18 protein-coding genes and 1 other annotated feature are annotated in these 20,008 nt (G+C 40.6%); of the genes, 10 read left to right on the top strand and 8 right to left on the bottom strand.

Annotated features, from left to right (window positions below):
* The first annotated feature begins 65 nt into the window (after nucleotides 1-65).
* The 5 genes from NSQ70_RS16150 to NSQ70_RS16130 all read left to right on the top strand — a co-directional run bounded on the left by NSQ70_RS16150 (nucleotide 66) and on the right by NSQ70_RS16130 (nucleotide 4,621).
* On the top strand, nucleotides 66-914 hold the full coding sequence (locus NSQ70_RS16150) for a YitT family protein (RefSeq protein ID WP_041091479.1): 849 nt from the start codon (nucleotides 66-68) through the stop codon (nucleotides 912-914).
* Between the two features lie 48 nt (nucleotides 915-962).
* Complete coding sequence (gene cccB / locus NSQ70_RS16145; protein WP_007500002.1) at nucleotides 963-1,292, top strand: cytochrome c551; 330 nt, start codon at nucleotides 963-965, stop codon at nucleotides 1,290-1,292.
* Nucleotides 1,293-1,674: 382 nt separating this feature from the next.
* Nucleotides 1,675-2,361, top strand: coding sequence for a cell division ATP-binding protein FtsE (gene ftsE / locus NSQ70_RS16140; protein WP_008348229.1), 687 nt, complete (start codon nucleotides 1,675-1,677; stop codon nucleotides 2,359-2,361).
* The gene (gene ftsX / locus NSQ70_RS16135) at nucleotides 2,354-3,244 is read left to right on the top strand and encodes a permease-like cell division protein FtsX (RefSeq protein WP_025208057.1); all 891 of its coding nucleotides are present in this window, start codon (nucleotides 2,354-2,356) and stop codon (nucleotides 3,242-3,244) included. The genes ftsE and ftsX overlap by 8 nt, the downstream gene beginning before the upstream one ends.
* A gap of 114 nt (nucleotides 3,245-3,358) precedes the next feature.
* Complete coding sequence (locus NSQ70_RS16130) at nucleotides 3,359-4,621, top strand: M23 family metallopeptidase (RefSeq protein ID WP_039169766.1); 1,263 nt, start codon at nucleotides 3,359-3,361, stop codon at nucleotides 4,619-4,621.
* Between the two features lie 48 nt (nucleotides 4,622-4,669).
* On the opposite strand, the gene NSQ70_RS16125 is transcribed toward NSQ70_RS16130, so the two are convergent.
* Nucleotides 4,670-5,410, bottom strand: coding sequence for a sulfite exporter TauE/SafE family protein (locus NSQ70_RS16125; protein ID WP_017368130.1), 741 nt, complete (start codon nucleotides 5,408-5,410; stop codon nucleotides 4,670-4,672).
* A 153-nt stretch (nucleotides 5,411-5,563) separates the two neighbouring features.
* Between NSQ70_RS16125 and NSQ70_RS16120 the strand changes: the two genes are divergently transcribed.
* From NSQ70_RS16120 to NSQ70_RS16110, 3 genes are all read left to right on the top strand, one after another.
* On the top strand, nucleotides 5,564-7,009 hold the full coding sequence (locus NSQ70_RS16120; protein ID WP_041091482.1) for a S41 family peptidase: 1,446 nt from the start codon (nucleotides 5,564-5,566) through the stop codon (nucleotides 7,007-7,009).
* A 344-nt stretch (nucleotides 7,010-7,353) separates the two neighbouring features.
* Complete coding sequence (locus NSQ70_RS16115) at nucleotides 7,354-7,707, top strand: swarming motility protein SwrAA (RefSeq protein ID WP_007500014.1); 354 nt, start codon at nucleotides 7,354-7,356, stop codon at nucleotides 7,705-7,707.
* An 83-nt stretch (nucleotides 7,708-7,790) separates the two neighbouring features.
* Complete coding sequence (locus tag NSQ70_RS16110; protein WP_100324731.1) at nucleotides 7,791-8,963, top strand: PDZ domain-containing protein; 1,173 nt, start codon at nucleotides 7,791-7,793, stop codon at nucleotides 8,961-8,963.
* 8 nt (nucleotides 8,964-8,971) lie between these two features.
* Here NSQ70_RS16110 and NSQ70_RS16105 read toward each other — a convergent pair whose 3' ends face one another.
* Entirely contained in the window at nucleotides 8,972-9,337 is a 366-nt protein-coding gene (locus NSQ70_RS16105) for a winged helix-turn-helix transcriptional regulator (RefSeq protein ID WP_017357877.1), read from the bottom strand.
* 220 nt (nucleotides 9,338-9,557) lie between these two features.
* Between NSQ70_RS16105 and NSQ70_RS16100 the strand changes: the two genes are divergently transcribed.
* Nucleotides 9,558-10,232: an NAD(P)H-dependent oxidoreductase gene (locus tag NSQ70_RS16100; RefSeq protein WP_024719911.1), complete on the top strand. Its 675-nt coding sequence runs from the start codon at nucleotides 9,558-9,560 to the stop codon at nucleotides 10,230-10,232.
* Nucleotides 10,233-10,323: 91 nt separating this feature from the next.
* Nucleotides 10,324-10,548: a binding site (T-box leader), on the top strand.
* Between the two features lie 75 nt (nucleotides 10,549-10,623).
* Complete coding sequence (locus tag NSQ70_RS16095; RefSeq protein WP_008348215.1) at nucleotides 10,624-11,973, top strand: amino acid permease; 1,350 nt, start codon at nucleotides 10,624-10,626, stop codon at nucleotides 11,971-11,973.
* A gap of 48 nt (nucleotides 11,974-12,021) precedes the next feature.
* Here NSQ70_RS16095 and NSQ70_RS16090 read toward each other — a convergent pair whose 3' ends face one another.
* The 6 genes from NSQ70_RS16090 to NSQ70_RS16065 form a co-directional block, all read right to left on the bottom strand.
* The gene (locus NSQ70_RS16090) at nucleotides 12,022-13,014 is read right to left on the bottom strand and encodes a glycosyltransferase family 2 protein (RefSeq protein WP_056702903.1); all 993 of its coding nucleotides are present in this window, start codon (nucleotides 13,012-13,014) and stop codon (nucleotides 12,022-12,024) included.
* 31 nt (nucleotides 13,015-13,045) lie between these two features.
* Entirely contained in the window at nucleotides 13,046-15,160 is a 2,115-nt protein-coding gene (locus NSQ70_RS16085; RefSeq protein ID WP_342502275.1) for a glycosyltransferase family 39 protein, read from the bottom strand.
* Nucleotides 15,161-15,308: 148 nt separating this feature from the next.
* Entirely contained in the window at nucleotides 15,309-16,727 is a 1,419-nt protein-coding gene (locus tag NSQ70_RS16080; RefSeq protein WP_047945637.1) for an ATP-binding protein, read from the bottom strand.
* Nucleotides 16,724-17,410, bottom strand: coding sequence for a response regulator transcription factor (locus tag NSQ70_RS16075; protein WP_159160015.1), 687 nt, complete (start codon nucleotides 17,408-17,410; stop codon nucleotides 16,724-16,726). Before NSQ70_RS16075 ends, NSQ70_RS16080 begins: the two co-directional genes overlap by 4 nt.
* Nucleotides 17,407-18,390, bottom strand: coding sequence for a YncE family protein (locus NSQ70_RS16070; protein WP_342502274.1), 984 nt, complete (start codon nucleotides 18,388-18,390; stop codon nucleotides 17,407-17,409). The genes NSQ70_RS16075 and NSQ70_RS16070 overlap by 4 nt, the downstream gene beginning before the upstream one ends.
* Nucleotides 18,391-18,658: 268 nt before the next feature.
* Complete coding sequence (locus tag NSQ70_RS16065) at nucleotides 18,659-19,993, bottom strand: MFS transporter (protein ID WP_159160013.1); 1,335 nt, start codon at nucleotides 19,991-19,993, stop codon at nucleotides 18,659-18,661.
* Between the last annotated feature and the right edge of the window lie 15 nt (nucleotides 19,994-20,008).

Here is a 20,008-nt window from a genome sequence, read left to right as displayed (position 1 = left end):
ATTTACAATCTGAATGAGAGGGCTTAAAATAGGTGTGCATTCAGAAGTAACGGAGGAAGAAAGACATGAAGCAGGAACATTCTCAACTTTGGATTGAAGTGAAAAATTATGTACTCATTTTAATAGGATCAGCCATCGTGGCGGTTGGCTTTAATACGTTATTATTACCAAATCAGATTGCTGCTGGCGGTGTGAGCGGAATCAGTACCATTATGCAGTCATTCGGTTTTGAAGCTGCATATGTACAATGGGGTCTCAATATTCCGCTCTTTATCGCAGGCTTTTATTTATTAGGTGGAACATTTGGGGTAAAAACGCTCGTTGGTTCTGTCTTTTTACCTTTAATGGTGTTCTTAACAAGACACATTGCTCCTGTCACCCATGAAGCACTGCTCGCCGCAATATTTGGCGGTGTAGTGATTGGGATCGGGATTGGGCTCGTTTTCCTCGGCAATGGTTCAACGGGAGGAACGGCACTTGCGGCCAAAATCATCAATAAATATACAGGGCTGACGTTAGGTACTTGTTTAGCGATGATGGACGGTTTGATTGTTTTGGCGGCCATGACTGTTTTTGGGATTGAAGAAGGACTGTACGCTGTGATCGGAGTGTTCATTTCTAGTAAGACGATTGATGTGGTTCAGGCTGGCTTTAGTCACTCGAAGATGGCCATGATTATTACGGACCATGAGGATGAGGTCAGACAGGCGGTGTTTGATCAAATTGATCGTGGTGTAACGAAGATTTCAGCAGTAGGTGGGTACACCGACCATGACCGGCCTATTTTAATGTGTGTGGTAGGGCAGTCACAATTCACAAAGTTGAAACAAGTGGTAAAAGCGATCGATGCATCAGCGTTTGTCATCGTCATGGATGCAAAAGAGGTGCTTGGTGAGGGTTTTAAAAGGGCGTAAACAAGGATATAATAACGTTGACCAAATGATTGTAAGGGAGGGAAATACATGAAAAAGAGCGGATTAACGCTTCTTTTTGTCGCTATGCTTTTTGTACTTGCGGCCTGTGGAGGAAATTCAAGCAGCAGTGACAAAGAAGGCAGTAAAAGTGCTTCAAATGTGAGCAGTGGTGAAGAGATTTATCAGCAAAACTGTATTGGCTGTCATGGAAAAGACTTATCTGGCGGAGGCGGCCCAAGCCTGAAAGAAGTCGGGAAGAAATATAATGAAAGCCAAATTGCAGATATTGCCCAGAACGGTAAAGGATCTATGCCAAGCGGAATGGTAGATGAAAAACAAGCAAAAGAAGTCGCCAAATGGCTTGCAGAGAAAAAATAAAACCTTTGTCTAATCGACAAGGTTTTTTTATTTTCTATTTGTAGAAAAAGACTTTTGGATAGTATGAAAACGTATTATATTAAATTTTATTTAAAAAATAAGGGTAAAAAGACACGTTTTTCGGTTTTGATTGCTCTATTTACCTTTTATTTATAAGTTTTGAAATATAAATGTAATACCATTGCGTCGATTCATGACGTATAATTGGAGTTGTTGAAATTTAGACGATTCAATTTTTTCATCTTTTTGGATGAAAAGGACATAAATTGCTTGTGCGTATCGAAGGGTATGTGCGTGACCATACATAACGTTTTTTGACGAGAAGTGTCAGAACATCATGATAAGCTGTTTGACAGCGAATAAGAAAAGATTAGGTGATTACATGATTGAAATGAAGGAAGTCTATAAGATCTATCCTAATGGTGTAAAGGCGATCAATGGAATCAATGTCTCTATCCATCCAGGAGAGTTTGTGTATGTTGTTGGTCCCAGTGGTGCTGGTAAATCCACGTTCATTAAAATGATGTATCGTGAAGAGAAGCCAACAAAAGGGAAAATCTTAATTAATAACAAAGATTTAGGCTCGATGAAGGAAAAAGAAATTCCTTATGTGAGAAGAGAAATTGGCGTAGTATTCCAAGATTTCAAACTGCTTCCAAGTCTCACGGTCTTTGAGAACGTGGCATTTGCTCTTGAAGTCATTGGTGAACAGCCAAGTATTATTAAGAAAAAAGTGCTTGAGGTACTTGATTTGGTGCAATTAAAGCACAAAGCTCGTCAATTTCCAGATCAGCTTTCCGGCGGTGAACAGCAGCGTGTATCGATCGCTCGTTCGATCGTCAATCATCCTGAGGTTGTCATTGCAGACGAACCGACAGGAAACCTTGATCCAGATACTTCATGGGAAATCATGAAGACACTCGAAGAGATTAATAACCGCGGAACAACAGTCGTCATGGCGACACACAACAAAGAGATTGTAAACAGCATGAAGAAACGCGTCATCGCAATCGAAGATGGAATGATTGTGCGTGACGAAGCAAGAGGGGAGTACGGAATTTATGATTAAAACTCTCTCGCGGCATTTACGTGAGAGCTTCCGTTCACTTGGAAGAAACACGTGGATGACATTTGCATCAATTAGTGCGGTCACTGTCACTTTGATTTTAGTTGGGGTTTTTCTTGTCATTATGCTCAACTTGAATAACATGGCATCGAACGCTGAGAAAGAAGTAGAAGTAAAAGTTCTCATCGATTTAACTGCGAATCAAAAGCAGCAGGATGAATTAAAAGCAGAAATTGAGAAGATTCCTGAAATCAGTGATGTGAAATACTCATCCAAGGATGATGAACTAAAAGCACTCATTAAAAGCTTTGGTGAAAATGGACAATCTATGGGACTGGTTGATCAAGAAAACCCATTAAATGATGCGTTTATTGTGAAAACAACAGATCCTCACGATACACCAAAAGTAGCGAAGAAATTAGAAAACCTAAAAGGGACGTATAAAGTCACTTATGGAAAAGAAGAGGTCAGCCGACTCTTTAATGTTGTCGGAGTGGCGCGTAATGTCGGCATCGCACTTATTATTGGGCTTTTATTTACAGCGATGTTCTTGATTTCCAATACGATCAAAATTACGATTTTTGCTAGACGTAAAGAAATTGAGATTATGAAACTAGTAGGTGCAACGAACTGGTTTATCCGCTGGCCGTTCTTCATCGAAGGATTACTACTTGGTGTATTTGGCTCGATTATACCAATCGCTGTATTGCTTGGCACATATCATTATGCTGTCGGCTGGGTGGCGCCAAGGGTACAAGGTTCATTTATTTCAATGCTTCCATACAATCCGTTTGTCTATCAAGTATCACTGATCCTTCTATTGATCGGTGCCATTATCGGTGTGTGGGGAAGTTTAACGTCCATCCGTAAATTCTTGAAAGTATAAATCTATTTATATTGATGGCAGCACTCGAAGATTCTATAGAAGGTGTGACCGGTTGATCCAATTCATCCGGTCGACTCTTCATGCAGGCAGTTGTCATGGGAGGGGAATATCGTTTTGAAAAGAAAGCTGATAATGGCTGGAATGGCAGCGTTTATTGGAACAACGTGGCTATACATTCCAGGGAACGAAAATCGTGCATTCGCATACGAAGACCTAGATCAAAAACGTCAACAAATTGAAGAGAAAACATCGAAGACTGAATCAACCTTGAAGAAAAAGAAATCAGAACTGGCAAAGCTTGAAAAGAAAGAATCAAAGCTAAAGCAAGAAATTGAAAAAATTGACCAAAAAGTAAGTGCCGCAACTGAAAAAGTCGCAGAAAAAGAAAAAGAGGTCAAACAGACGAAACAAGAGATCAAAAAACTAAAAAAAGAAATTGAAGTCATCAACGAGCGAATTGAAAAGAGAAAAGCGATTTTCAAAGATCGAATTCGTTCTATGCAAAAAAGTGGCGGTACAATCAACTATTTAGATGTGCTGCTAGGTGCTCGTAGCTTTAGTGATTTTGTCAGTCGTGTGGGAGCTGTTACAACCATCGTCGAAGCAGATAAAGACATGATTACAGAACACGAAAATGATTTGGAGCTAGTAGAGCAAAAAGAAGCAGAGCTAAATAAACAGCTAAGTGGACTTGAAACATCTTTGAAAGAGCTTGAAACGTTGAAAAAGGACCTATCTAAACAGCAAAAAGAAAAAGGAAAAGTCCTTGGTCATGTAACGGAAGAAAAAGAACATGCACATGATGAACTAGGAAAGCTTGAAAATGAACAAGAAATTTTAGCGAATCAAAAAGCGGCGGTAAAGTCTGAAGAGGCACGTCGTCAAAAAGAAGAAGCGAAGAAAGCAGAACAAGCAGCTGCTGAGAAAAGTGCACCTGCACCAAGTGGAGGATCTGATCAAGTGTCAGATACACCAGCAAGTAGCTCAGGTTTCATTAAACCAGCTGCAGGCCGTTTCTCATCAGGCTTTGGCGGACGTTCTGGCGGACAGCATTACGGATTAGATATCGCTGCAAAAGGCACTGTATCTGTCGTTGCAGCCGCATCTGGAACAGTCACGAACTCAAGCTACTCGTCGAGTTATGGGAACGTGGTGTTCATTACACATAACATCAATGGCCAAACGTATCAAACGGTATACGCTCATCTTTCAACAAGAAGTGTGTCAACAGGTCAAAGAGTCGAGCAAGGTCAATTCCTTGGATATATGGGCAACACAGGTCAGTCTTATGGCCAGCATCTTCATTTTGAAATTCATAAAGGATTATGGAATGGCGCGAAATCAAATGCAGTCAATCCAGCGCAATATATCCGCTGACAAAAAGCCGATAACAGCATGTTATCGGCTTTTTTCAAGTAGATGAAGTTAAAATAACAGCAGTAATCCGGCAATAATAGGTGTTAAAAGCACAGCGGATTTTAAGAGAGGTTTCGGCGCAAGGCGTGTAAATTTTGCCCCAATAAAAGCTCCTAATACGGTACCGATTAAGATCTGAACGAGCAGGATAAAGTCAACATAGCCTTCTGAAATATAACCAATTCCACCGCCAATAGAGATTGGAATAATCACTAGCATCGTTGTGCCAACAGCTTGTCTAATAGACAGCTTCAGCAAAATCAAAAGCCCCACTTGAATAAATGGTGCTGATCCGATACCGAACATCCCTGAAAGCATCCCTGATACAAGGCCTAATATAATGCCCCTGATCAGCAATTGGCGTGAAGAAAGCGGCTGCTGCTCAGCATCTTCTTTTAGGACAAACAATTTGATCATCATAAAAACAGCAGATAAAAAGAGCATACCAGCTGTTAAATAGTGCAGGCTATCCTCTGGAATAAAAGGAGCCACTTTTGCTCCGGCAAATGAAGCAATACAAGCTAGTGCACCGACAATCAAACCTGATTTGAGCTGGATATTTCCTTCCCGGTAGTGGCTGTATGCACCAGATAAAGTCGTAAATGCCATAGCAGCTAAAGATGTCCCAAGTGCAGTATGGATTGGTACATCAAAGATTAACGTCAGCAATGCGATGACAAAACCAGCCCCGCCAGCTCCTACAAACCCTAGTAAAATTCCTAATAAAAGCATCGTCAATATAATATACATAGCGAAGACTCCTTCTCGATCGTAACAAAATAAAAATTACACCTATTGAAATGATTAGTCAAGCCTCCTTAGGAGAATGTCTTTACATGAAATCCCTTCTTCTGGCATATAATAACTCAGGTCATCAGGAAGAGTTGAAGAAGGAGGCCAAATATGAAAAAACAAATCGCATCCATCATGGCAAGTGTCATTCTCATCATCAGTGCAGGGGTTATGACGCATAAAGAGGCGACTCAAGCGGAGTCACCGAAAGCGGCTGCAGTGGCTGGACAAGCTCAATCAAGTGATCGAGCGAAGGAAAACGGAATGGAGAAAATTGAGAAAGCCTATGACCTCATTTCGAATGAATATGTAGAGGAAGTGGATCGTCAAAAGCTGCTTGAAGGTGCCATACAAGGAATGCTTTCAACCTTAAATGATCCGTATTCAGTATACATGGACAAGCAAACCGCAAAGCAATTTTCGGATTCACTTGATTCCTCATTTGAAGGAATTGGGGCAGAAGTTGGAATGGATGAAGGAAAGATTATCATTGTCTCTGCCTTTAAAAAATCCCCTGCGGCAAAGGCGGGTCTGAAACCGAAAGATGAAATCATCAGCATTGACGGTGAGTCGATGAAAGAAAAAAGCCTAAACGATGCTGTACTGAAAATAAGAGGAAAAAAAGGAACGTCTGTCGCCTTGAAAATCAGACGAAATGGAATTGAAAAAGAGCTAACATTCCATATCAAACGAGAAGAAATCCCGCTTGAAACCGTAACGGCTTCAATGAAAGAGGTCAATGGTCATAAAACAGGCTATATTGCGATCTCTAGCTTCTCTGAAGATACGGCGAAGGATTTCACGGCAAGCTTGAATAAGCTCGAGAAAAAGGGCATGGAAGGCCTTGTGCTGGACGTGAGAGGAAATCCTGGCGGCTATCTACAAAGTGTGGAAGACATTTTGAAACATTTTATCACAAAGGATCAGCCATATATTCAAATTGCAGAACGGAATGGCGATCGAAAACGATATTTTTCAAAACGAAAAGAACAAAAACCATACCCGGTTAATGTCTTAATTGATAAAGGAAGTGCATCCGCTTCTGAAATTCTGGCTGGTGCCATGAAAGAAGCAGGGAAGTATGAAGTGGTAGGTGACGTTTCCTTTGGTAAAGGGACTGTGCAGCAGGCGGTACCAATGGGAGATGGAAGTAACATTAAATTAACGCTGTATAAGTGGCTGACACCGAAAGGGAATTGGATTCACAAAAAAGGCGTTGTGCCGACCATTGCGATTCATCAACCAGATTACTTCACCGTTGGCCCGCTCCAGCTGAAAGAACCGCTTCAGCTTGATATGAACAACGAAGAAGTCAGACAAGCACAGACATTGTTAAAAGGGTTATCATTTGACCCTGGCAGAGTAGATGGATATTTTGACGAAGAAACGAAAAAGGCTGTACTCGCATTTCAAAGCACATACAATCTCGAAAAATCAGGTGTGATTGATTTAAAGACAGCGAAAATGATGAACAAGATGGTAGATGAAGTGAAATCTTATGAAAAGAATGATCTTCAGCTACAAACTGCACTAAAAGCACTATATCTCAAAAAATAAAGAGGCGAATAAATGCCTCTTTTTTTTGGTTCATAAGTGTTACGAACATGTAATAATTTATTCTTAAAAATATATTATATCGAGAAATATATTCATTTATTTTACAAAAAACATAACATTCCTTCGAATTTACCCGATAACATATTTATATAAGAGACTTTCTGTTGATTTAAACATGTCATGAAAATGAAACTTTTGAAAGTTGTATGTTACATAAATAATTCTTACAATAAAAAGTAGCACTCATTTTAAATATTTTATTTTTTGCGGATATTCAGCTTAAGCATTGAGCTGTACCGAGGTTTGCGCTTTTCTTAAAAGAACTAGTAAATGGGGGTACACAATTGAAAAGGGCAAGTATTGTGAGAGAGAAAAAATATTACGAGTTGGTAGAGGAGCTTAAGAGTCGTACGAAAGATGTGACGTTTTCGGCTACAAAGGCATTAAGTCTACTCATGCTGTTAAGCAGGTACTTGGTCAATTACACAACGGTAGAATCAGTCGACGAGATCGATGAAGACTGTGCTGAGATATACTTCAATTATTTAATGGATAATCATAAGAGACTTGGTATAAACTTAACCGACATCAAGAGGTCCATGCAGCTTCTCGGCGGCATACTAGATGTAGATGTAAATCACTATTTAAAAGATTTTTCACTGTCGAATGTCACACTTTGGATGAATCAGGAGAAATAAACCTGATGTCAAGCATCGATTTATTTGATAGAATAAGAGAAAATGCTTGACTTGGGCGGTGAACGATAATGAGCTCGGAGTGGATGGGAGCCGGATTAAAAGCGGTCGGTCTGTTTTTAATCCATCCTCTTTTTTATTTTATGATATTAATCAGCCTATTATATGGCTACATCCGCGTAAAGCGGGAGAGAAAAGCGTTTCAAACAAGAATAGAAGATGTTTACGATGAACTGAAATTTACATATTCAAAGGGATGGGTTCCAGGAATTTGTCTATCGATCATATCTGTAGGCTTAGGGATTTCACTTCCGCCTGGATTCATCGTGCTGATTGCAGCGATGACCATCGTTTTCTCTTTATTCTTTAAGGCGAGTGCGCTTTCGTCTGCATACACACTCGGTTTCAGTTTTATTGCGGCATTTGGACTGATGTCTGTTCAAGTGAGCCATTCTTGGCTGCCGCAGCTTTCAATGATGAATGCATCAGCCGTTGTGATCCTGTTAGGGCTACTGTTAATGACCGAAGGCATCTTAGCCTATCGAACGGCGCATTTACGTACATCGCCTGCAATGGTGATGAGTGCGAGAGGACTTTTGATCGGCCAGCAGCGAGCAAACCGTCTGTGGCTTTTACCACTTGTTTTGCTGATGCCGGCAGGTGAATGGACTTCTTCTCTGCCATGGTGGCCTGTGCTTCAAGTGCACGATCAAAGCTTTTCATTTATTGTGATCCCGTACATCATCGGCTTTGGCCAGCGTATTCAAGGATCGCTGCCAATTGTGAGTATTCAAATTACGTCACGCCGAATAATAATGCTCGGTCTAGTTGTTGCTGCAGTAGGTGCGGCAAGTATTTGGTTTGAGCCGATTGCGTGGGGAGCTGTTGTTCTAGCGATTGCAGGAAGAGCCTTTTTATCATGGAAGCAGAGGGCGAATGACAACGCTGCACCATTCTTTTTCTCTAAGCGGAATCAAGGGCTTATGGTGCTTGGTATCATTCCGAATACCCCTGCGGCTGATTTAAAGCTTGAGATCGGAGAAATTATTACAAAGGTCAATGGAATCGAGATCAAAACCGTTTCAGAATTTTATGAAGCACTACAAACCAATCGTGCTCTGACAAAGCTTGAGATCATTGGTCTCAATGGTCAGACAAGGTTTGAGAAACGCGCCTCTTACGAAGGGGAGCATCACCAGCTTGGTATCCTGTTTGTGAAGGACGATCCTCAGCAAGAGCCAACGGCGATTTCATCTTAAAAAAGCTGCTAGAGATGGCAGCTTTTTTCTTTTGGGCGCGTTTCTCTTCCATAGGATTCGCCCCATTCACGCATGGCAAAGATAATGGGCTTTAACGTATTTCCAAGAGAAGTCAGTGAATACTCGACACGAGGAGGAACTTCCTCATAGACTTCACGGTGAACAATCCCGTCTTGTTCAAGTTCTCGTAATTGCAACGTCAGGACACGCTGCGAAATTCTTGGCAGAAGCCGGCGTATTTCGTTGTAACGCTTTGGACCGCAAGTCAAATGATAAAGGATGACGCCTTTCCATTTCCCTCCGATGACATTTGTAGTGATAGACACGGGACAGCCATGATTCACAATACTGACTGGATTGGATGGTGCACTCATCTCAACATTCCTTTCTTAAACGAAAATGGTCATAAACGAACATGTTTGTACCTAACGAACAAAAATGTGCGTACTTGAATCAATGGAAGCTTTTCTTTTACCATAGAGATAGACATCACACATTCGGGTTGTTTGTTTTCCTATCATAACAATTTCTATTAGGGAATGGAAAGAAATTGGATTGTGGGAACACACCTGTTCATTAGAAAGGATGAATAATATGCGAGACAAAGAGCTATTAAAAAAAGAAATCATTGAGGCGTATGAATTCCGTCATGCGACAAAAGAGTTTGACCCAGCGAAAAAGATTCCAGAGGATGATTTTGCATTTATTTTAGAAACAGGAAGACTTTCTCCAAGCTCTGTAGGGTTTGAGCCTTGGAAGTTCCTCGTTATTCAAAATGAAGCATTCAGAGAAAAATTAAAAGAGTATACATGGGGGGCGCAAAAGCAGCTTCCAACTGCCAGCCATTTTGTGATCATCTTGGCAAGAACAGATGCCCGCTATGATTCAGCATATGCAGAATACATCAACAAGCAAATCAAAGGAATGACAGACGAAACGTTTGAAATGGTCAAGGGGCGCTACAGAGAATTCCAAGAGAACGATCTTCATCTACTAGAAAATGACCGTACATTATTTGATTGGGCTTCAAAACAAACGTATATTGCCTTAGGTAACATGATGACAGCTGCGGCACAGATCGGCATTGATTCATGCCCAGTTGAAGGATTTAGCTACGATCACATCCATCGTATCTTAGAAGAAGAAGGGTTACTGGTGGATGGTCAATACGACATCTCTGTCATGGCAGCCTTCGGTTATCGTGTCACTGAGCCAAAACGCGGCAAAACACGTCGCCCGATGGATGAAGTAGCTGTTTGGATTCGTTAATCGCTGTTTGTCTGAAAAAGGCTGTTGACAATTGCGTGGTTAGTCAGTATATTTAAAAAATAAAATCTTTGACGAATATACAAATTTGACTATAAACGCTTTGACTTGAGAATAGTAAATGAACATCCGTTTTTTAAGAGAGCTGCGGGTCGGTGCAACGCAGTAAAACGAATCATTGAACTCGCTCAAAGAGCGGTAAGACTGAATGAATAGTAAGTCTTTACGTGTGACCTCCGTTATCGGGTTTTAAGTTGGATTCAGCCATGGCTGAATCAATAAGAGTGGTAACGCGGTTGCAAGGTCAGTCGTCTCTTCCAGGAGATGGCTGGCCTTTTTATATGCTTTTATCTCATATTTGTCTGAAGATTCAAATTTAAAGGAGCTATAGAAAATGGAAAAGGAACATGTGCAGTTAAAACGAACAATGACATCAAGGCATATTATGATGCTTGCGCTTGGCGGTGCCATCGGTGCTGGTCTGTTTAAAGGAAGCAGTTCTGCCATTGATATTGCGGGTCCTGCTGTCATTTTGGCATACATGATTGGTGGTCTTATTTTATTATTTATTATGCAAGGACTTGCCGAAATGACCGTTGCACGACCTGGAGCAAGAACATTCCGTGACTTGATTGAACCTGTGTTAGGAAAGTATCCGGCCTATTTCTTAGACTGGATCTATTGGAAGATGTGGGTGCTGAACATTGCAGCAGAAGCGATTGTGTCGGCCATCTTTATTCAGTACTGGTTCCCACAAGTGCCAATCTGGATGCTTGTGTTAATCATTTCACTTGTAGTCACAATCATTAATGTTTGCTCAGTCAAAATGTTTGCTGAGACAGAGTATTGGTTAGCTTCTATTAAAATTGCTGTCATCATCTTATTTATTATCATTGGATTTACCATGCTATTTGTCTCATTCGGACAGCATGCAGCACCTGGATTGTCTAATTTAACGGATCACGGTGGATTTTTCCCAAATGGTACTGGCGGATTAATTGCAGCAATGCTGGTTGTCGTGTATTCATATGGTGGGACGGAGATGATTGGGGTCACTTTAGCAGAAACAAAAAACCCTGAAAAAGTCATCCCAAAGGCCATTCAAAGTACGTTTGTACGCATCATCGGTTTTTATGTACTACCGTTCTTTATCATTGTCAGCTTAATCCCTTGGAATCAAGTCAACAATGAGCAAGTAAGTCCATTTGTGACAGTGTTTGCAACAATCGGAGTACCGTATGCTAGTGACATCATGAATGGTATTATCTTACTAGCGATTTTGTCTTCTATGAACTCTGGCTTGTATGCTTCATCACGGGTGCTTTATACACAGGCAATGGATGGCCGTGTATGGAAAGGATTCTCCAAGCTGTCAAAACAGCAGGTGCCTGTTCGAGCCATCCTTGTATGTACATCTACCTTGTATGCAGCTGTATTGATTTCTCTTTTTGTAGGAAGTCAAACGTTTAATTACTTAATGGGCTCTTTAAGTTACACAGTTCTATTCATCTGGTTTATCATTGCCGTCGGTCATTTGAAATCTCGAAGCGTCGCACAGCCAGGCGGATATCGCGTGAAGCTGTATCCTTTCACAACGTGGTTTTCAGTTATTGCGATCATGGCCATTTTTGTCGGCGTTGTATTCAATACACCAATTGTTCAAACGCTGGTCACCATGGGCATTTATTTAATCATTACACTATCTTTCTTTATTAACAGAAAACGGTTTGAAACAGCCGTCTAATTTATTAAAAAGCGTGCAGGACCTTCTGAAGGGTCTCGCACGCTTTTTTTAATGCTGTTTATATTGCTTGAAGTGGACAGGGGATTGAACGGGATGTGGCTTTGCCTGAAGGCCATAGCTATCCCTGACGATATAAAGCGGCCGGTCCTTGGCTTCATCGTAGATTCGGCCGATATACTCCCCAATCATGCCTAACATAAAGAGGATGATCCCACTAAAGAATAGCTGAATGACAATTAATGAACTCCAGCCGGTGATGGTGCTGTTTGTAAAAAGCTTTAAATATAAAACTAGAAACATCGAAATGAAGCCAATAGCTGAAAGGGCAATACCTGCCACGCTGGCTAGCTTTAAAGGTTTGTAAGAAAAAGATGTGATCCCATCCATCGAGAGCTTGAGCATCTTTTTGAGAGGGTACTTTGTTTCTCCTGCCAACCGCTCATCCCGAACATATTCTACCGCAATCTGTTTGAAGCCAACCCAGCTCACTAATCCGCGGACAAATGGGTTTTTCTCGCGTATTTTTTTCATTTCATGACACACTTTACGATCCATCAATCTAAAGTCGCCGGTGTCAATAGGAATATCTACTTCGGTGATTTGACGTAGCACTCGGTAGAAAAGGGAAGCCGTGTACTTTTTGAAAGCTGTTTCGCCTTTTCGTTGCGTGCGGACCGCGTATACGACCTCATAGCCTTCCTTCCATTTTTCAATCATGTCTAAAATCAATTCAGGTGGATCTTGTAAATCCGCATCAATCACTACGACAGCTTCTCCCTTTGCATAATCCATTCCCGCTGTAATGGCAATTTGATGCCCAAAGTTACGAGAAAAATCAATAAGTCTCACATGCGGATCGGTCTGGCAGTACCCTTTAATCAGTTCAGCTGTTCGATCCATACTGCCGTCATTGACGAAGAGAAGCTCATATGCTTCTCCCGTCGAATCCATGACGGTCTTGAGGCGCTGATACGATTCATGGATCACAAGTTCTTCATTATACACTGGGACTACAACAGAGTATTGTATGTTCTTTTCCATCAGTCATCGTTCCTCCCTTTTAATAGATGAATTAATCAACGAATAGTTCATAAAGAGTACCGCTCTCCATTCCGCCCATTCGTCCATTTGACTGATCATTTTGTTTTGATTGTTGGCTGTCTGTTTGCTGATTCGTTTTGGATGTAGAGCTGTTCTGCCATTTAGAAGCAGATACTTCTTTGCCATTTTTTTGAATCCAAGTGAGAATGTCAGAGCTGCCGCCTCTCATACCAGAAATATAGAAGTATTTGATTTTACCGTCTTTAACGAGCTGTTTGAATTCATTAAGCGTGAGAATGTTATCAGATCCACTAAATCCACCTAATGCCATAACAGCTTTTCCTGTTTTAATAATGTAAGGCGAAGCAGTGGTTGCATCTGTTGTCCCGAATAGGAATTCTTCTCCCGTATTGTTTTTCTCAAGATAGCTGATCAGCTTTTCATTGACTTGTGAACTCATGCTGCCACTTGAAGTTGCAAGCTGAGGACCAGCCTCTGGCAGCATACTGTTTCCTCCGTAAAGAAGAGGTGTGCTTGCCCAGTATAGGGGTGCGATCAGCATCCCAAGGATGGCAATGAGAGACATGAATTGTTTTAGTTTTTCTTTTCCTTTTATCAAAAGTAGAGAAAGGATCGTTCCAATACCAATGATACCGACTGCAATGCTTAATCCAAGACCGATTGTGCTTGTAAATGTGGATAGGATAAAGATTTCAAATGCGGTTGTGACGAATATCGCAATTGGCAGTAGCCATTTTTTAAAGCCAGTTCCCGTTTGAAACAATTGAGTCATAGACACCCATCCGGCTCCTGCTAATACAGCAATTGGCGGTGCCAGCATGATTAAATAATAGTGATGGAAAAATCCTGCTACACTGAAAAATGCAGCAACAGGTATAAGCCAAGCTAACCAAAATAGTGTTTCTTTTTGTTTTGTATTGAGACGTCTTCTTTCAAAGGCTGTCGAGAAGAAGAGACCAATCGCACCAAAGAGCGCAAATGGAAGCAGCCAGCTGATTTGATCGGACAGTTCAGATTGGAACAGACGTAATGGCCCTTTTGTTCCTGTTCCAAACATGCCAGAACCACTTCCCATTTTTCCGCCCCCACCATTTGGCGGTCCATCACCATTACCGCCTGAAGGCATATCAGGTGGTGTTGTGCCGTTTGCACTGCTTGGTGGTCCTTGCATTGAGGGCTGTTCCTGACTGGATGATTGGTTTGAACTGTCTGAGTTGTTTTGAGTTCCATTTGATGGCGGCTGAGGCATGGTGGATGAATTATTGTCATTTTGCTGATCGCCCTGCTGTGAAGGTGGCTGTCCCTCACCCTGATTTGTGCCGCCTCCTCCGCCAGACTGTTGACCAGTCAACCGCTGCAGACCATTGTAACCAAAGGCTAATTCTAGTGCTGAGTTCGATTGACTTGATCCCATATAAGGACGATTGTCTTTGGAAGTGAGATCAACCGCTATAGACCATGAAGCAGATACACCTAAAAGAACAATCATTGAAATCATCAGCGATAACAACTTTTTCTTCCATGTCGTTCGATAGGCAATGATGTAAAACAGGACGAGAGCCGGTACAATCATATACGCTTGTAGCATTTTTGTATTAAAGCCGACACCGATCATTGCAAAAGAAGCAATCGCCCAAAGCACTTTCTGCTGTTTCACAGCCTTGAACATCATGGCTGTTGCGAGTAAAAGAATAAAGACGAGTAAGCTGTCAATGTTATTTGTACGAGATACAGCAACTGCGATTGGTGTACACGCCATAATAAGCGCTGACAGTCTTGCAGCAGCCTGGCCAAATGTAGGTTTGACTAGGCGGTAGATTAAATAAACAGATCCAATGCCAGCTAAAGCTTGGGGTAAGATCACACTCCAGCCATGCAGGCCGAAAATTTTGGCACTGATCGTTTGCAGCCAGAAGGCGAGCGGTGGTTTATCAACCGTGACATAACCTGAGGGATCGAACGAAGCAAAGAAGAAATTATGCCAGCTTTGCATCATACTTGTGACCGCCGCTGTATAATAAGCGTTCACCGTATCGTCGTTCCAAATGTTATAAATGTTTAAAATGGCAGATAAAATCAATATGAAAAATAAATAAAGATCAAATTTCTGAAAGCGTCTAATCAAAAGCTTGTCACTCCTTTTTCTTAACTTGAAAAAAGTGTAACAAGCAAATATGAATAAACTGTTAATAAAAAAAGGCCAATTCTTTATTTTTCTGTTGAATAAAAACAGCTCTAGAAAAGAGCTGTTTTGTTTAAGATGTCATCTTATTTTATGAGGAGACAGGCGGAGTTTCAGTGGTCTCTGCACTTGGTAATTGTATAATAGCGGTCGTACCTAGGCCTTGTTCAGATTGAAGAACGAACGTGCCACGATGTTTTTTTATAATTTGATAAACAATGGCTAGTCCAAGACCAGAGCCGCCATCTTTTCTTGTGCGGGCTTTATTCACTCGATAAAAACGCTCAGAAACATGAGGGAGATCTCCTTTTGGAATTCCGCTGCCTTCATCTGTAATTCTCAATTCAGCAGTTTGTTGGTGAACGAATAATTCAATCGAAATCGATTTTCCTGAAGGCGTGTAATGGATGGCATTGTCCAATAAATTACGAACGACTTGCTCAAGTCGATCGCTATCACCATAAATAATACAATCCTCTTCGAGTTCGCGGTTGAACGAGATTCTCTTTTGACTAGCAATGAATGTCATTTGATCAAGAACATCATGAATAAGCTGCGCAAAGACGATCGGCTCCATCGTTAGTGGGTAAGATTCCCCCTCTAACTGTGCGAGATCAAGAAGGTCATGTACGAGCCGGCTTAATCGTGTGGATTCGTCTTGAATAATCTGCATGCCTTTCTTTTGATCAATAATGCCTTCTTCAATTCCTTCAGCATAGCCTTTCATATAACTTAAAGGCGTTCTCAGTTCGTGGGAGACATTGGCAAGGAACTCTCTGCGATGCTGTTCAACTTTTTCTAAGGTAGAGGACAGTTTATTAAAGGAACGGCTCAGCTGATTTAACTCATCCCCTTTTTTGGTCACAGCCATGCGTTTTGAAAAATCACCAGATTCCATTTCCATTGCAATTTCTTTCATTTGATTGATCGTCCTTACGACTTTATTAGAACTTTTATATCCAATAAAGAAAATCAAAAGCAGGATAATTAAAATAGAGATGCCAAGCGTTAATCGAATTTGAACAAACGGTTCATACACATCAGATAAAGGCATAGAGAGGAAAATGGTTCCTGATAAATCATTTTTGTTTGAGAACACAGGGATGGCAATCCCGAGAATATCTTGATGAAACTGGGGGTGTTCTCTAATTAACACAACTGTTTTCCCCTGAAGAAGCTTTTGGCGTTCTTTAAACGTAATGAGGTTATCGTTTGTATTCGTATCAAAAGGAATACCGCTTGAAAGCTCCATAGGATCATCAGTAAAAATAACACTTGCCTGACTTGAGTCATTTGCCCACTTCATTCTGTCAGTAAAATATGTGTCTTTCCCGTGTTTGTGATAGATTTCTGCCAGCTTCTTTCCTTGTAAACTTAAAGAGTCAATCTGTTTATCTATATATAAGTGCTGGTATAAGTAATAAGTCAGGGCAAGAGCTGAGGCAGCAACGATGCCTATAACGGAAAGGATTAAGAAAAGCACTTTCCTTTTAATAGATAATGGCTTCATTTGTCCTCCTCAAACTTATAGCCGACACCCCAAACGGTCTTAATATACCGTTCCGCTTCCTTTAATTTCAGTCTTAGTGTTTTAATATGTGTATCGACTGTTCTTAAAGAGCCACTAGGTGAGTGTGATTCCCACAATTTTTGATAGAGCTGTTCACGGGAAAAGACTTGGCCTTGATTGAGCAGAAGAAACATAAGTAAATCAAATTCTCTTCTTGTTAAATTGATGGGCTCTTGCTTGAGATAGACTTGTCTGCCATCTTGGTCGATCTCCAAGTCACCAATCATGATTCGACTGCGCTTTAAAGAAAGACCTCTAATTCGTCTTAATGTCGTTTCAATTCTAGCTGCAAGCTCACGTAGACTAAAAGGCTTCATGATGTAGTCGTCTGCTCCAATTTCCAGCCCCTTAATGCGATCCTCTTCATAACTTCTAGCTGTTAAAAATAAAATGGGGATTTGAGAGGTTTGCCTGATGCGCTGGCAGACTTCGAATCCATCCATATCTGGCATCATAATATCCAATACAACAAGGTCAATGGCCTCTTTTTCAAGCTGATGTAAGGCGCCCGTGCCATTATTTGCAGTTATCACGTGAAAGCCTTGTCTTTGCAAAAAGGATTCGATTAACTCAAGCATATCTAATTCATCATCTACTATTAAAATATTCATCTGTTCTTTCATTTCTTTTCCTCCAACATGATAGCATAAGGTCCTGCTGGGATGTTCAGTCGGTTCTTCAACATAAATGTATGTTTGTCGATGACGGATACTGAATTGTCATCTAAGTTACTGACATATATAGATGAGGAAGCAGCAGTGATATAATTCGGATTTTGACCGGTCTCAACAGAGGAAAGTAGTTTGTTTTTCTCGGTATTTACTTTATATAGTGTATGGTCTCCATGACATAATACATATAAAGTAGAAGAGTTTTTTTCTGAAAAAAATGCGACTGGCATAACACCTAGTTTGATTTCTCGCTGTTTCTTACCTGTTTTAGGGTCGTAAGCAAAAATGCTCTTATTTAATGTGCCCGGTTTACCGTGTCCTCCAACCCAAATGGAATGCCCATCGAAATGAATGCCAGATGGCCGTTCTAGAACGGAAATCGTTCGTATCTTTTTTTTCTTTTCAATATCAATGACTGAAACAGAATGACTTTTTGCATTTAAAACAAACAACTTTCCAGAAGAAGACAACGCCATAGAAGAGGGTAATGTCCCGGTCTTCACAGTTGCTTTTATTTTCTTGTGCACTGTATCGATAAAATAAACGACATTTTTCTCTGAATCGGTCACAAGTAAAGTGTTGGTATCTGCATCATACGCAAGTGAAGTCAGACCTTTATTCACATCCATATAGTCCGCTGCTGTTCCTTTTTTTAAATTGATTTCTATAAGAGATTGTCCTTCCTTACTTGATGCAATGATCACGTCTTTGTTGATGTGAACAAGATCAGTGAGAGGATGTTTTAAATCAACGGAAGAGACAATTTTATTTTTTTGTAAATCAACGATTGAAAAGGAGGCTTTTTTTAGTTGAGAAATGACAGCAATTGATTGAGAGCTGCCAGGGGGCGTAAATTGCTGGTCTTTTCCGCAGCCTGCTAGGAAAAATAGTAGAGCTGACAAGCATATTAAAAAATATTTCACTCGTTTCATCCTTCTGCTCCTTTTGTGCTCTATTTTCAAAAAGCATAACACAAAAATTGTGAAAAAAAATCGAAGTTATGAATGCTGGAAGAAATGAAAAGAAGTTTTTAGGTGGGGAAGTAGAGGTAAATGAAAGCTGAAATTTCTTTTTCGTTTATTCATATGACATTTTTTCATGAGTAAAAGATCATTTTCACAGTTTGATCATTGTATCCATAATCGGTTACAGTAACAAATAATCATAGCTCCCCCGCCCTAAATAGAGCGAAGGGAGTCATTAAGCAGAGTGTTCAGATGAATGAGAAGTGGGTTTCGTTTTTAGACGATGAGAGAGGAGGAAACCAAGAATACCTGCGCCCATTAATATGATAAATAAAGATTGAAAACCACTTAATATACCAATTAAAGTAGATGAAATGATACTTCCGAAATATCTAAAGGTGGAAAAAATCCCAGATGCAGAGCCGGATAAACTCTGATCAACAGATGTTAAAGAAGCCATCTGCATGCTAGTCATGCCAATACCTGATGAGATCCCCCCAGCGACTAATGTGATGATAAGGAGTGGTAAATTTGGGTAGCTGCTTAGTGTGATCAGCATAACACCTGATAAAGTAAGACAGAGAAATGAAAATCGAATCATTTTTTTGGCACCTTTTATTGGATGGAGCTTTGCCCCGAGTAATCCACTAATAGACATACAGAGTGAAAAGATCGAAAGGAAAATCCCGCTTTGTGTATGAGAAAGCGCGAGTTTTTGCTCCATAAACAGCGGCATAATGAGAAGAATCGCGTACATCACAAAATTACTAAGCATGATAGAAAGGTTAGCGTTCGTAAAGGTACTGTTTTTAAATAATGTCAAATCAATGATGGGATTTGTAAATTTCCGTACGTGTTTGAAAAATAAAGGAATGGAAATGACCGCTAGAACGCCATAGATCATGTATTCGTTTAATAATTGGCTTTTAGTAAACAAAATGAGTGTGGCGATCCCGATTGTTAAGTATAACGAACCGATGATATCTACATTGGCTTGTAAACGCGTATGTTTCATCTTCGGAATCATAAAAACGCCTGTCACAAGTGTGAGAATCAAAAATGGTATATTCACTAGGAAAATGGAATGCCAGTCAAAGCTCTGAATGAGAATAGAGCCGATAAAAGGTCCGAGTGCGGCACCAATTCCCGCTCCAAAACCGAAAAAACCCATAGTTTTAGAAAGCTTTTCATGTGATACTGTTGCTCGAATTAAAGCAATGCTGTTCGGTGTTAATATAGCTCCGCCTGCCGCTTGAATTGATCGGAAGCTAATAAGAAAAGCAAGATTAGGTGCGAAAGCACATCCAATGGAGCCAATCAAAAAGAGTATCACACCAGCTAAATACATGCTACGGTGGCCGTATATATCTCCCAGCTTACCCGCAATAGGTTGAGTGACTGCCATGACAATTAGATAAATCGTGACCACCCAAGTAATGTTTGATATGGATTGATCGTAATAAGTTGATATGGATGATAGAGCGACTGCGATCATGGTTGAATTGACTGGAACTAAAATAGCTCCAAGCAGCAAAGAATAAATGATCAAGTTCTCTTTTTTAAGATTCAATGTGTTTACCACCTT

This window comes from Bacillus sp. FSL R5-0397, assembly GCF_038593395.1.
Taxonomy (GTDB): domain Bacteria; phylum Bacillota; class Bacilli; order Bacillales; family Bacillaceae; genus Bacillus; species Bacillus altitudinis.
This window is presented reverse-complemented; position numbering and strand designations above follow the sequence as displayed.